9 protein-coding genes and 1 pseudogene are annotated in these 14,311 nt (G+C 69.2%); 8 read left to right on the plus strand and 2 right to left on the minus strand.

Annotated elements, in window-relative coordinates:
• Positions 1-47: 47 nt before the first annotated feature.
• The gene (locus DD1DGNOD_RS18230) at positions 48-1,640 is read right to left on the minus strand and encodes a TerD family protein (RefSeq protein ID WP_131770689.1); all 1,593 of its coding nucleotides are present in this window, start codon (positions 1,638-1,640) and stop codon (positions 48-50) included.
• Positions 1,641-1,986: 346 nt separating this feature from the next.
• Between DD1DGNOD_RS18230 and DD1DGNOD_RS18235 the strand changes: the two genes are divergently transcribed.
• The gene (locus DD1DGNOD_RS18235) at positions 1,987-2,973 is read left to right on the plus strand and encodes an aldo/keto reductase (protein ID WP_131767661.1); all 987 of its coding nucleotides are present in this window, start codon (positions 1,987-1,989) and stop codon (positions 2,971-2,973) included.
• Between the two features lie 105 nt (positions 2,974-3,078).
• Here the strand turns inward: DD1DGNOD_RS18235 and DD1DGNOD_RS18240 are convergent, their stop codons facing one another.
• The gene (locus DD1DGNOD_RS18240; RefSeq protein ID WP_131767662.1) at positions 3,079-3,621 is read right to left on the minus strand and encodes a hypothetical protein; all 543 of its coding nucleotides are present in this window, start codon (positions 3,619-3,621) and stop codon (positions 3,079-3,081) included.
• 478 nt (positions 3,622-4,099) lie between these two features.
• On the opposite strand from DD1DGNOD_RS18240, the gene DD1DGNOD_RS18245 reads away from it, so the two are divergent.
• The 7 genes and pseudogenes from DD1DGNOD_RS18245 to DD1DGNOD_RS27230 all read left to right on the plus strand — a co-directional run.
• Positions 4,100-4,879, plus strand: coding sequence for a sporulation protein (locus DD1DGNOD_RS18245; protein ID WP_131767663.1), 780 nt, complete (start codon positions 4,100-4,102; stop codon positions 4,877-4,879).
• A gap of 325 nt (positions 4,880-5,204) precedes the next feature.
• Positions 5,205-6,863: a hypothetical protein gene (locus tag DD1DGNOD_RS18250; protein ID WP_206443281.1), complete on the plus strand. Its 1,659-nt coding sequence runs from the start codon at positions 5,205-5,207 to the stop codon at positions 6,861-6,863.
• Entirely contained in the window at positions 6,854-9,160 is a 2,307-nt protein-coding gene (locus tag DD1DGNOD_RS18255; protein ID WP_165036842.1) for a protein kinase domain-containing protein, read from the plus strand. Before DD1DGNOD_RS18250 ends, DD1DGNOD_RS18255 begins: the two co-directional genes overlap by 10 nt.
• 89 nt (positions 9,161-9,249) lie before the next feature.
• Entirely contained in the window at positions 9,250-10,365 is a 1,116-nt protein-coding gene (locus DD1DGNOD_RS18260; RefSeq protein ID WP_241251650.1) for a glycoside hydrolase 5 family protein, read from the plus strand.
• Positions 10,366-10,570: 205 nt separating this feature from the next.
• A complete protein-coding gene (locus tag DD1DGNOD_RS18265; protein WP_131770691.1) occupies positions 10,571-12,052 on the plus strand; it encodes a glycosyltransferase family 2 protein in 1,482 nt (493 codons plus the stop codon).
• Between the two features lie 20 nt (positions 12,053-12,072).
• Positions 12,073-13,248: a glycoside hydrolase family 113 gene (locus tag DD1DGNOD_RS18270; RefSeq protein ID WP_131767675.1), complete on the plus strand. Its 1,176-nt coding sequence runs from the start codon at positions 12,073-12,075 to the stop codon at positions 13,246-13,248.
• A gap of 29 nt (positions 13,249-13,277) precedes the next feature.
• Positions 13,278-14,311: pseudogene (locus DD1DGNOD_RS27230) on the plus strand (hypothetical protein); the annotation flags it as partial.

Below are 14,311 nucleotides of genomic sequence, written 5' to 3' on the forward strand. Positions count from 1 at the left end.
GCCTCCGAGTGCGCGATCGGAAACATCATCGTGCACTCTTCGGCCGCCTAGACCTCGTACGGTTGGACGACCACGAAATGGCCCTGGAAACCCATGAACTGCAGTGCCAGGGATTCGCCGCTGCTGCCGGAGTAGATCTGCCGGGATATGCGCACCTGGGTCGACACGCTCACCCGCATTCCGGACGTCCAGGCGACCAGCGCGTTCATGTCGGCGAACGTCGGTCCGGCAACGTTCAACGTCATCGGGGTTCCCTTGGTCATCACCACGATCGTCCCCTGACCGGACACCTCGAAGTGGAAGAAACCACCTCCCGGGATGCCGGGACTCTCGATACGTTTGATCTCGGTGTGCAGGGAGCTGTCAAACGCCAGGATGTTCTTCGCGTTGATGCACAGCGACTGGCCGTTGAGCTCGACGATGTGCAGGTCGCCGGCGTCCTGGGCGAGGAAGACCTCGCCGCGGCCCTTACACGTCATGAGTTTGAGGCCCTGACCGGTGAGCTTGTTCTCGAGCAACCCGCGCAGGCCGGAACTTTTGTAGTCGAAGTCGACGTCGCCCTGGTAGGCGACCATCGACCCGCGCAGGGCAAGGACGTCCGGCCCCTGACCGAGAGTGACCCTGACCAGCTTGCCGTTCTGCTGTGTCCAGCGACCGGCCGCGGGGACCTCCCGGTAGGGGCTCAGGCTGTTCATTGCGCCCGGCACCACCGGTTGGATCTGGGACGGCAGGATCTCGGTCGGCCCGAATCCGCCGGGTACCTGCTGGCCGTGTCCAGGTGCCTGCGGAGGCGGGACGACTCCGGCGCCACCGGGCTGGCCGTACCCGGCGGCGGGCTGCGCATAGCCGGGCTGCGGCTGCCCATAACCTGGCTGCGGCTGCCCGTAACCCGGCTGAGGCTGTTCGTAACCCGGTTGCACCGGTTGCGGGTGACTGTAGCCCGGCTGTGCCGGCGGGGATGCAACCGGCTGGGTATGGAGCGGTGCCGGTGGTGGTGCCGGCGGAACGGGCGGCGGCGCCGCGGGTGGGGGCGACGCCTGGGTCCGGGTAGCGCCTGCCGGCGGGCCGAACCCGCTGGGCGCGGCCGGCGCGGGCTGCGGCGGGGGTGATGTGTCCTCCACCTCGCCGCCGAAGGAGCGGATCAGCCCCGCAAGCCCGCCAGCGAAGCCCTGCCCGACGGCGGCAACCCTCCAGACACCCTTGCGGTAGAGATCGCCGATGATGACGGCGCGTTCGTTGGTGAAGTCCGCGCCGGTGAACCCGTAGCGCAGGACCTCGGTACCGCCGACGACGATCCGGAAATAGCCGGCGGAGATCTGCGACGCCGCTCCCGCACCGTCGATTGCCGCGCAGAACGACAGCTTGTGGATGCTTGCCGGTACCTTATCCAACGTCACTCGGAATGACTGGGTGTCACCGGCCTGTTCGCCCAGGAGCTGGACCGATCCCTCGGGTGACTTCGGCTGGTTGAAGAAGACGAAGTAGCGATCGTCGGACAGCTTGTCGTCCGCGTCCAGACCGAAGCAGGAGACGTCCCAGGCGAGGCCGGGGGCGGTCAGGGCAATCCCTACGTAGAGGTCGGTGCCCGGGGTGACCGCGGACAGCTGGCTCTTCTGCCCCCGGTTGAACTGTTGGACCACCGCACTCCCCTTCGCCCTTCACCCGTCACGTCGATCTGCCCCGACGTCGGGCGCCCGGGACGGACGCGGACCCGCACGAAACCGGACTGCATGGGTTCTCGCTTCGCCGGAGGCGTCTAGAAAACTAGCAGCCCAGCCGGGACCGGTTCGACGGCCCATAACGGTCGCGGTGCTGTCAGCCAGCGGACACCGCGGGTACTCGGCCGGCGGCACCACGGGCACTGGGCCGGCAGGTGCCACGGGGACGGCACGGGCAGCACGGGCAGCACGGACACCCAAGCGGCGGACGGCCGCGCCTCGGCGTAACCAGGTCGCGCGCCGGCTCTCGACGGCGTTCACTGGAGTCATGCGGTATGTCGATGGAGTAACAACAAAGAAGAAGATCTCCGTAATCGGGCTGGGGACCTGGCAGTTCGGCTCCCGGGAGTGGGGCTACGGCGCGGTTTACGCCGCCAGTGAGGCGCCGACGATCGTCCGGCGCGCGCTCGAGCTCGGTGTGACGCTCTTCGACACGGCTGAGGTGTACGGCTTCGGGCGCAGCGAGCGGATTCTCGGCTCCGCGCTCAGGGAAGCCGGCGCGCTCGAGACGTCCTTCGTCGCCACGAAGTTGTTCCCGGCGCTGCCGGTCGCACCGGTCGTCGAGCAGCGCGCGGTGGCCAGCGCCAACCGGCTCGGCGTCCGGCAGATCGACCTCTATCAGGTGCACCAGCCCCATCCCCTGCTGCGTGACACCACCACCATGCGGGGCATGGCCGCGCTGCAGCGGGTCGGCCTCGTCGACGCGGTCGGCGTCAGCAACTACTCGCTGGAGCGCTGGCAGGCGGCCGAGGAGGCGCTCGGTGCTGCGGTGCTGTCCAATCAGGTGGAGTTCAGCCTGCTACAGCCGCGGGCCGAAAGGGACCTGCTGCCCCACGCGGTGAAGAACGACCGGCTGATCATCGCTTACAGCCCGCTGGCGATGGGCGTGCTGTCCGGCCGGTACACCCGGGAACGCCGTCCGACCTCGTGGATACGCACGTCGCATCCGCTGTTCCTGCCGAGCAACCTGGACGCGGCGCGGCCGGTGCTCAACGTCCTGCGCGACGTCGCCGCGGCACACGACGCAAGCCCGGCACAGATCGCGCTGGCATGGGTGATCCGGCATCCGAACGTGGTGGCGATCCCCGGGGCCTCCAGCGTCGCCCAGCTGGAGAGCAACGTCGCCGCCGCCGACATCGAGCTGACCGACGAGGAGTACGGCGCGCTGAAGACCGCCTCTGACGCCTTCGAACCGACCGCCGGCGGACGGGCGAGAGCCGCCGCCATCCTGCGCGGATGGCCGCGCCGACGCTGACCGTCGGTCGGCAGGCGGCTGCGGTCAGCCCGTCAACGCTCCGGTCAGCCCGGACAACCGACGGGGGTCACGGCCGACCGGGGTCACGGCCGACCGGCGTCGCGGTCAGTCGGGATCCGGGGCGGATATGACGTGGAACGGCGGGCACACCGCCGAGGAGTGGTGCGCGGCTGCTTCCAGCGCGAGCTGCACCCGGTCCTGCGGGTCGAGATGCGCGCTGCCGTGCAGGGATCCCAGCGCGAACTCCTCGCCGCAGCCGACCGCGTCGTACAGGTCGATGCTCCGCCCGATCTGGAAGTCGGAGTCGATGCGGTACAACCGACCGCGGATACCTGCCAGGAACACCCCGCCGGCCTCTGATCCCGATTCGGTGCGTGTGTAGCCTCCCTCGCGTAGGCAGTCACGCACCGCGGAGATGAAGTCGGTGGCCATGAACCGGTCGACGTCCCATGTCTGGGGGGCGGGCGGGACCAGGCTGTACCTGAGGAGCTGTCCCATCCGGAACGACGAGGTGAAGCCCATGATGAACTCGCCGTTACGGAACACCTTGGTGTCAGCGCGGACCGTGATGGAGTAGCCGGCCACCCCGGCACTGTCACCACCAATAATCACCCTGCCGTCATGCTCAAGACCGACGATGCAGGTCACAAGAACGAATCGTATCGTCTCGATGCATGCGATGTCCGACAAGTGCCGCATGGACCCTCGGGGGGCACGTCCGCGGCCATGTCCGCATGGTGACGGTGAGCGGTTTACCTGCGACGCGCAGGCTCCCGCATGTCCTCGCCGGCAGGGCTGTCGGGGCCTGCCGTCCGCCCACCGTGGACGCAGATCCGCAGGACCTGTCGGCACGCTTGTCACCTGTCCCACGGTCTCCACGCTGGGCGTACTCGGCCAGGGGCGGCCGGTGAACCCCTCGGCGGCGCTGCGCCCACCCGTGGCTGTCCGCGGTATGACTCGGACGGCCGCGGGTCGCGGTAATCCTCGTGTGAGAGCGTAAGAACCCGCGGCGATGTTCGGCATCGGTCGGGATGTGCGGTGCCGGCATCGCGACGCCGGGCACGACGACAGACATGACGGCAGACACGATGACAGGTATGACAGGTATGAGGGGTGGGCAAGGCGCGTGGGCATAAAGCGGATGATGGCGCGGCTGGGAGTGGGCAACGCCGACGTCGAAACAGTCCTGGACCGCTCCGAGGTCCTTCCCGGCGGGCTGGTCACCGGGACCGTGACCGTCAGGGGTGGCAAGGTCGACCAGGAGATCAACGAGGTGCGGGTCGCGCTCGAGGCCACCGTCGAGGTCGAGACCGACGACTCCACCTGGTACGAGAACGTCAGCTTCGGTACCCGCAGCATCGGCGGGAAGTTCACCGTCGCCGCCAACCAGGAAACCGGCGAACGGTTCGAGCTGCCGGTCCCCTGGCAGACCCCGATCACCGACGTGGGCGGCTGGCACCTGCACGGCATGAAGATCGGTGTGAAGACCACGGTGGACATTCCGGGAGCGGTCGACCCCGGCGACCTCGACCCGGTGAACGTGCACCCGCTGCCCGTTCAGGAGGCGGTACTCGCCGCGCTCGGCGACCTCGGTTTCCGGTTCCACTCCGCGGACGTGGAAAAGGGCCGGCTGTCCGGCTCGGACCTCCCCTTCTACCAGGAGATCGAGCTGCATCCGGGCGGAGAGTACGCCCGCCGTATCAAGGAACTGGAAGTGACGTTCCTGGTCGACCCGTCCGGCATGGACGTGGTGTTGGAGGCCGACCGGCGCGGCGGGCTGCTGCACTCCGGTGGGGACGCGCTCAGCCGCTTGCGGGTCGGCCACCACGACACCGACCGCCACCATCTCGCCGGCCTGCTGCACGAACAGCTCCAGCATCTGGGCGCCCGCCGCGGCTGGTTCTAAGGGCCTGCCTGGTGGATCTTCAATCGCACGGATCGGCCAATATCCACCAGACAGACCATGGAAGGCGTCCGGGAATCGTCGTCCATGACGTGTTCCAGGACGTGTTCGAGAATCGCCGTGCAAGCAACGGGCCGCGTCCGGGTAATTCCTGGCAGGGCCCGCGACTTCCTGCTCACAGCGGATGATGTGTATCGGCCCGGCCGAGAACGCGCAGGGTTCGGTGCGCAGCATCCGGAGGCAGTGCTCCCGGGGAGGGCGCGCCCGATCAGGAGCCGAGGTTGCGGACGGACCGGCAAAGCCGGTCCGTCCGGTCCGTTCCAGGTCGATGGATGGCGAGACGGGGGAGGCCCGGATAGTGATGTTCTATTCGAGCCGCCGGCAACACGCCCGGACGCGGCGAACCGCGCAGCTCCTCCCCCGGGCGCAGTCCATACTGCGCGAGTCCATACTGCGCGAGGTTTCGTCGGTCGGCCGCAAGTTACACGCCCGCTGGTACGCCTCCGGCACGGCCTGGTGTTCCGGAGGGGTTCGCCTGGCCTCCCGGCATCCGGTGTTCACCGCAATGCTGGCGGCGGCGGCCGTCGTACGTCTCACGGCGGTCATCGGCTACGTGCCCGCCCTGTGGTTCAACGACAGCTTCGAATACCTCGGTGTGGCATTACGACCGCAGCCGTACGTGGTCCGGCCGTCGGGCTACAGCTTCTTCCTGATGGTGCTGGAACCGTTCCACAGTTTCCGGCTCGTCGTCGTCGTCCAGCATCTTCTGGGCCTGGCCGTCGCCGTCATGATCTACGCGCTGCTCCGCCGGTACGACATGCCCGGCTGGCTTGCCGCCCTCGCCACCGTCCCGCAGCTCTTCGACGGATATCAGATCCAGGTCGAACACATGGTGATGGCCGAGACGCTGTTCACCGTCCTGGCGGTGGCAGCTGTCGTGACCCTGCTGTGGTGGCGCCGGCCGCCCACGATCGCCGCCCTGGCCGCGGGCGGGCTGCTGGCAGGGGCGACCCTGACCCGCACGGTCGGCCTTCCACTGGCGGTGGTGGCGGGCCTCTGGCTGCTGGCCCGCCGTCCCGGGTGGCGACCCGTACTCGCCTTCTGCCTGACCCTGCTCATACCGCTGGGCTGCTACGGCGTCTGGTTCCAGACGGTGCACGGGCAGGTCGGCATCGTCGGAAGCGACGGAGTCTTCCTCTATTCCCGGACGACCTCGTTCGTGGACTGTGCCCGGACGCACCCGCCGGCCGACCTGGCGGTTCTCTGCCCGCGAGAACGGCTCGACGCGCGCCAGCCGCCGTCGAACTACATCTGGCACACCGACACGCCGTTACATGGTATTCCCGGTGCCGTTTTCAGCCCGGCGAAGGAATCGCTGGCCGGAAGGTTCGCCCGGCGGGCCGTCGTGACGCAGCCGCTGGACTACGCCGGTATCGTGCTACGGGACTTCTCCCGGACGTTCGGGCCGCGGCTGACCGACTACCCGAATGCGGGCATGGTGCGTCCCTTCGTGTTTCACGTTCCACCCGACCCGGTCCCCGATCGGACCTTCATTCCCGGTGGCAGCAGTCCCGAGGACGTCCGCGCCTACGAACACGGCGACGGTGCGCACCGCCTGCACCAGCCGTTCGCCACCTGGTTGGAGGTTTATCAGCGTCGGGTGGCCGTCCCCGGGCCGGTACTGGGCCTGCTGCTGTTCGGCGCCGTCCTGGGAATCGCAATGGCGGGTCGCTACCGTGCCCAGCTGCGTACGCCGCTTTCGCTGATCACCGCCGCCGGTCTGACGTTGCTGGCCATACCGCCGTTGACGGCCGGCTTCGATCACCGTTATGTCCTGCCCGCACTGACGTTCCTGGGAGCCGGAGCGGGGCTGGGCTTTCGGATACTCGCGACGGGGGCCAGCAGGCCGAAGGCGGCGCGATCATGTTTTTCGCGACGCCAGAGGCCGGAGTCCCCCGGCCACTACGAGGTGGATCCGTGCCGTTAGTCGATCTTTCTCGCGTGGCCGCGGCGCTGCCCAACTACACGTTGGGTGAAGAGCTCGGAAGCGGCGGGCATGGTCTGGTCCTCGCCGGACACCACCAGGGCCTCGGCCGAGACGTGGCGATCAAGATCCTGCCCGGGATGACGGACCCCGACGTCCCCACCGCCTTCACGACCGAGGCCCGTCTGCTGGCCGGGCTCGACCACCCGCACATCGTCCGGATCTATGACTATGTCGAGCACGACGGCCTGTGCCTTCTCATCATGGAACTGCTCTCCGGAGGAACCCTGACCCGCCGGCACCGGACGCTGTCCGCCGAGGATGCCTGCGCCGCGGGGCTGGCCATCGCCGAGGCACTGGACTGCGCCCACAGCAAGAGCGTGCTGCACCGCGACATCAAGCCCGACAACGTGCTGTTCTCGGGCAACGGCCTGCTGAAGGTCACCGACTTCAGCATTGCGAAAATCTTCGACGCCACCACGGTCACCGCCAACACGATCGTCGGTACGCCGAGATACATGGCACCCGAACAGCTCGACGGCGGTCGCCTCAGCCCGGCCACCGACCTGTACGCGCTGGGAATCGTCCTTTACGAGATGCTCGCCGACGCTCCGCCGTTCAACCCGGAACTGCCCCTGATGGCGCTGATCCGCCAGAAGGTCGACCTCCCCACGCTGCCCCCCGCGGGCGTTCCCGAATCCGTGGCGGAGATCCTCATGCGCACCCTTGACCGGGACCCGGCGCTACGGCATCCCACAGCCCGGGCCTTCGCCCTCGACCTCGCCCGCGCCGCCGCCCGCGCGTACGGCCCGCGCTGGACCAGCCGCTGCGCGATCAGCCTGCACGTCGCCGACGACGTCCGCGAGGCCGCACGGTACCCGGCGGGAGCGGGAAGGGTGTCCGGACTCGCCGGCGGACAGGCCGTTGCGGCGCCGCCGGGCCGGACGGCGCCGCCCCCACCGGACAGCCGGCAGGCCCCGGGGCGGACACCGACACCGGTGCCGATTTCGGTGCCGGCACCGATACCGGCACCGGGCATCGGTCGCACCACTGACCGGCGGGTCGACCGGCACATTGACCAGCGGGCGGACCAGCACATCGACCAGGACGGCGACCAGGACGGCGAAGTGACCGCACGGCGTGTGCTCGTGCCCGAGCCGATCGCCCCGAAACCGGCGGACGGCGCCCGCCGCCGGCGGCGTCGACGGGTCGTCGCCGCCGGCGTAGCCGTCTGGGCGGTCATCGTCGTGGTCATCGCTTTGCTGATCAGCCGATCGTCGCGACCAAGCATGATCATAACGGCTGCCGGCACCGGCGTCGCCGGCTTCTCCGGCGACAACGGGCCAGCCACCGCGGCCCAACTGAGCAAGCCGGACGATCCGATGGTGGACAACACCGGCGCTGTCTACTTCGCCGACACCGGCAACAACCGCATCCGCCGCATCGGCACCGACGGCGTCATCACCACCGTCGCCGGCACCGGTACATACGGTTTCTCCGGCGACAACGGACCCGCCGCCCAGGCCCACTTCGCCACTCCCACGGACGTGGCCCGGGACAGGGCCGGCAACCTGTACATTGCCGACACCGACAACAACCGCATCCGCCGCATCAACGTCGCCGGAACCGTCACCACCGTCGCCGGCAGCGGGGTGACCGGCTACTCCGGCGACAACGGACCAGCCACCGCAGCCCAGCTGACGAAACCGACCGGCGTCATGGTGGACGCCGGCGGCAACCTGTACATCACCGACACCGGCAACCACAGCATCCGCCGCATAGGCACCAACGATGTCATCACCACCGTCGCCGGCACCGGGGTAGCCGGCTACTCCGGCGACAACGGACCAGCCACCGCAGCCCACCTGGCAAAGCCCGGTGGCATGGCAGTGGACACGGCCGGCAACCTGTACATTGCCGACAACGACAACAACCGGGTACGCCGCATCAGCACCGACGGCGTCATCACCACCGTCGCCGGCACCGGGGTAGCCGGCTATTCCGGAGACAACGGACCAGCCACCGCAGCCCACCTGGCGAATCCGGGCAGTGTTGCGACAGCCGGCGACGGCCGCATCTACATCGCTGACACCGACAACAACCGGGTACGCCGCATCGGCACCGACGGCGTCATCACCACCGTCGCCGGCAGCGGGGTGGCCGGCTACTCCGGCGACAACGGACCAGCCACCGCAGCCCACCTGTGCGATCCCAACGGCCTGGGCCTGGACGTCACGGGCCACCTCTACATCACCGACAACTGCAACGACCGGATACGCCGGGTGACGATAGACGACTAGGACGATCGGGACGACCGGTCCCGGCAACGCCGGGACAGCCCCACCCCGAGGATGGCCCCACCCCGGGGATGGCCGTATCGTCCCGGACCGTGTCCTCCCCTGCTGGATCCAGCCCCACCGGCCGTGGGACCCCTGATTTCGTCCGGGTTCACGGCGGCGCGTTCCTGCTCGCCGGCAGACGCTTCCGCTTCTGCGGCACCAACAACTACTACCTGCATTACAAGAGCCGGCGCATGACCGACAGCGTGCTGAGCGACGCCGCGACGATGGGCCTGCGGGTGGTCCGCTGCTGGGGCTTCCTCGACGGCGCTGCGGCAGATGGCGTGGTGTTGCAGCCGGAACCGTTCAGATATGACGAGGACGGTTTCGAGCACCTGGACTACGCCGTCTTCAGGGCCGGGCAGCTAGGGCTGCGGCTGGTGATTGTCCTGGCGAACAACTGGGGCGACTTCGGGGGGATCCCACAGTACGCCGCATGGTTCTCCGCCGAACACGACGACTTCTTCCACCGCCGCACCATCAGGAAGTGCTACAAGGCCTGGGTGAAGCACGTGATCAGCCGGCGGAACCGGTACACGGGCGTGCCGTACGACTCCGAGCCGGCGGTCATGACCTGGGAGCTGGCCAATGAGCCCCGCTGCCCGTCCGACCCGTCCGGGGACACGCTGGTCGCCTGGGCCGACGAGATGAGCCAACATGTCAAGCGGCTGGCGCCCCGCCAGCTGGTCGCGGTCGGCGACGAAGGTTTCTACGGCCGTGCCGGCGCGGCCGACCACCCCTATTCCAACCGCGAGGGGGTGGCCTGGCATCGACTCGTCCGGCTGCCCGCGATCGATTACGGAACATTTCATCTCCATCCCCAGCAATGGGGTGAAAAATCGCCGGACTGGGGCGTCCGATGGATTCACGACCACCTCCGTGACGCCGCCGACGCCGGGGTGCCGGCGGTGCTGGAGGAATTCTCCTGGCGGGACGACGAGGCCGCCCGCAACACGGTCTACGCGGCCTGGACGGCCGAGGTCGAAGGCCGCGACGGCGACGGCGACCAGTTCTGGCTCCTCACCGGGCGCAATGACGACGGCTCCCACTACCCCGACTACGACGGCCTCCGCGTGATCCACCCGTCGAGTACCGCCGCACTTTTCACCGAGCACGCCAGACGGATGTCTCAGGGTGGTCGGGAGTTCCCGTCCCAACCGGAGTAAAACCCGACCGGGACGGGCTCCACCGGCGACAACGGAATCACCACGAAGCGCTACTGTCGACCCTGAACGGCACGCGCATCGAGACCGCCGGTAGGCTACGGCCGCCGTCGGCAACAGCAACCGTCGCCTACGGGATACACCCGCTCCGGTCCGGCTGGCGTATTGTTTCGGGGACCGTGATCAGTACTCCTGTGGGGGGAGCCGCGTGACCACGTCCGAGCATCTCATGCGCCGGGAATCCTTGGATTGGGCCACCGCCGTCGAGCACGACACGATGCCGCTGGCCAAATCCCGGCAGCGGTGGGTATGGCGGCCCGGTTTCAGCTCGTTTCTGATCGGCTTCATGGCGTTCGGCGCCTTCGGATGGTGGGCCTGGGCCCGCGACCCCGATTTCGGCTTCATGGGCTGGATAGCCGCGGTGGTCTGGACACTGCCCATCACAAACACCGTCATCGGTATGTACGGGAGCGTGCTCACGGCCGTTCGGCTGCGCCGCAACCGCAAACTGCCGGTCAGCGCGGCAATCGTCCACAATCCGCTGATCGTGGTCGTCCCGACCGTGGGACGCCACGACACCTACCCCGCCCTCGAGCGGGTGGTTCGCTCCTTCTGCCGGTATCTGCCGGACTACTTCCCGTACCTGCGGGTGGACGTGGTCGTCGAGGAGGGCTGTGCGGCCTATGACCAGATCGCCGCGCTGGCGGCGACGGACCACCTGATCCGCGTCGTCACCGTGCCCCGCGGCTACCGCACCCCGGGCGGCACCCGTTTCAAGGCCCGCGCGAACCACTACGCCCACGAGCTGCGCTACGCCGAGGGGGAGGCCAGGGGGGACGTGTGGGTGCTGCACATGGACGACGACACCGGCGTCGGTCCCGACACCGCCGAGGCCCTGGCCCGGTTCCTCAACGCCCAGTGGCTGGCCGGGGCGCACGCCCGCCACCTCGCGCAGGGAGTCCTGAGCTACCCGCGAGAACACGCGGTGAGCAAGCTGACGTGGCTGGCCGACGCGGTCCGCCCGGGGTGCGACATCAGCCTGTTCGCGGCCACCACCGGCCGCGGCATGCCGCGCGCCGGACTGCACGGGGAGCTGCTGCTGGTCCGGGCGTCGGTGGAGGCGGCGACCGGCTGGGACTTCGGCCCCCAGGCCATCGTCGAGGACGCCCAGTTCGCCCTGCTCTTCTGCGGTCGCCACCCCGGTGGCAGCGACTGGTTCCCCGGACGTTCCTACGGCGCGTCCCCGGCCACCGTGGCCGACTTCGTCCGGCAGCGGGAACGCTGGTCCTGGGGGCTGTTCCGGCTGGCGGCCAACCGCACCGTCCCGTTGCGCCACCGGCTGCTTCTCCTGCACAACGTGCTGATCTGGGCATGTGGACCGATCCAGCACCTGGGATTAATCGTCCTGGTCGGTGCGCTGCTCGGGGACACCGACACCACCCCGGTCAGCGCCGTGCTGCTGCCCATCTGGGCGTCCAACATGGCCTACAGCATCTGGCTCTACTGGGAGGGCCTGAAGATCAACGCAGGGGCTTCGGAGCACCCCCGGCGCCGGTGGTGGGAACCGCCGTGCCTGCTGCTGTTGATTCCGGTCTTCTCCCTACTGGAAGCGATCGCGGTGTTCCGGGGGCTGGTCCGCTTCCTGCGCAACGGCGAATCCACCTTCAACGTGATCGCGAAACCGATGTGATCAGGTTGGACACGGCCGGCATGACGCTGGTCGCCATACTTGTCATGCTCACCGCGGGCACCGGCTGCGCCGCCGTACCGCAGGAACGCACGCCCGCCTTCCGGCCGGCCGCGCCGCAGACGGCGCCCGCGGCGGACGGCGTCCCAAGCCGGGCCTCAGGCGCAGAGCACCCGAGCCCGGCCTCCGCCTCGGCTCCGGGCTCGGGCCCCGCGGTCGCCTACCCCTGGCATCCCGGGCGGCCCGAACTCGGCGTCCAGGTCTACTGGGACGACAATCCCAGCGACTCCGTCGAACTGATCCGCCTCAAGGCACGACAGATCGTCGACTACGTCGTCGACCTGGAAGCCAACGCGATCTGCGTTTCCTTCCCCTTCTTCACCGACACGGCCAGGTCCAACGCCGTCCACGGCGCCCGGAGCACCCCCACACCGGAGCGGCTGGGCATCCTCCTGGACGAGGCCAAGCACTCCGGCCTGCGCGTCACCCTACGTCCGACACTCGACGAACGGAACCTGACCGCCGCCAACCGGCTGGACTGGCGTGGAACGATCAGGCCGGTCGAGCGGAATGCCTGGTTCGCCTCCTATCGCCGCTTCCTCACGCCCTACCTGGCCCTCGCCGAGCGGACCGGCGTCGCCACAGTGGTGATCGGTACGGAACTCAACTCCCTGGAAGGCGACCCGCACTGGGCGGATCTGGCCGCATACGCCCGGACCCTGTTCAGCGGCGAGACCGGGTACGCGTTCAACTGGGACGTGTTCGTGCACACCACGGTCCGGATGCCGGTGGACCGGGTCGGCGTGGACGCCTACCCGGAACTGCCGTTGCCCGACGACGCCTCCGTGGAGGAACTGGCCGCGGGCTGGAACGCCTGGTTGGACCGCCGGGCCCGCGGCACCATACCCGGCCTGTTGCTGTATGAGGTGGGCGCTCCTGCCCAGGACGGCATCTACCGGCATCCGGCCAATCCGAACAACGGTGGCCCGGTCAACGAGGTCGTCCAGCAACGCTGGTTCGCCGCCGCCTGCCGGATGGCGCGGGAACGTGCTCTGGCCGGCCTGTACTGGTGGCGGGTGGACTTCCACGTTGATCCCAGTACCGTCGACCCGCTGCGGGACCGGCACGAGTCGTTCGCCGGCAGGGCTGCCGAACAGACGATCCGGGACTGCTTCTCGACCTGGAGGGCGGTACGCTGACCCTTCCCCCGTCACGTGCCGTCATCGGTGTGTTCGGTCTTGCGGTACTCGCGGTGATGCTGCAGAGCACCGGAGGATTCCGCGCGGAGCTGCTCGGGCCGGATCTGGTGCTGGCCGCCACCGGCTACCTGACCACCCGCACCCTGCTGGGTGCCGCATGGTCACGCCTGGACGGCAGGCTCCGCTCAGCAGCCCAGGAACTTGGGCCTCCGGCAGCGCGAGAAAAACATGATCGCGCTGCCTTCGGCCTGGGCACCGCATACCGCGACCACTTCAAGCAGCGGGTTCCGCTGCTGCTGTTCACCCTCGCCGCGACCATGGGGCTTGCCGTGGCGCTCAGCCCGCCCGGCCAGGCCCGGCAGCTCGGCCCGCAGGCTGTTGCCGGTCTGGCGCAGCTGGGGAACTGGTTCGACCTCGTAGCGCGGGGCCAGCTCACCGGCGCCGACGGCAACTGGTACGCCGACCGTCCCGCCCAGGTGGACCCGCTGGGTCTGCTGTGGTTGCTGAGCCTGGTCGAACAGTTCGCCGTCGCGGGACCGCTGCTGCTGGCCGGCGCGTGGTGGATCGCCCGGCGGATCGGACGGCCAGCGCGGACGGGCTGGACGGCCTGGCTGACCGCGGCCGTCACCGCGCTGCTTGCCGCCGGCGCCTGCCTGGTCGGTCCGGCCCGGACCGCCGCAGGCGCGGACCTGCCCGAACTGGCCCTGGGCAGCCACGTCCGGGTAGCCGAATGGCTGCTGGGCGCCACGGCGGCCGCGGTGGTGGTGGCCATGCAGGTCCGGACAGCGCAGGTCCGGACGGCGACCAGCAGCCCCGGCGACTCCACCCCGGCGACGAGCGGCTCTGCCGGCGCCACCCCGGCCCGGGGGTTCTGGTGGGCGACGTCAGCCGGGACGGTCGCGCTGGCCGTGCTGGTCACCGGCGGGATTGTCGCCACCGCGCATCCCGCCGACTGGCTGCGTAACGGGGGGCCTGCCGTCGCCGCCGGCGCGGGCGCACTGCTGCTGGCCAGCGTGGACCGTCCGGCGGCACCGGCCCGCCGCAGCCCGCTGCAGTGGCTGTT

This window comes from Candidatus Protofrankia californiensis, from assembly GCF_900634765.1.
Classification (GTDB): Bacteria; Actinomycetota; Actinomycetes; order Frankiales; family Frankiaceae; genus Protofrankia; species Protofrankia californiensis.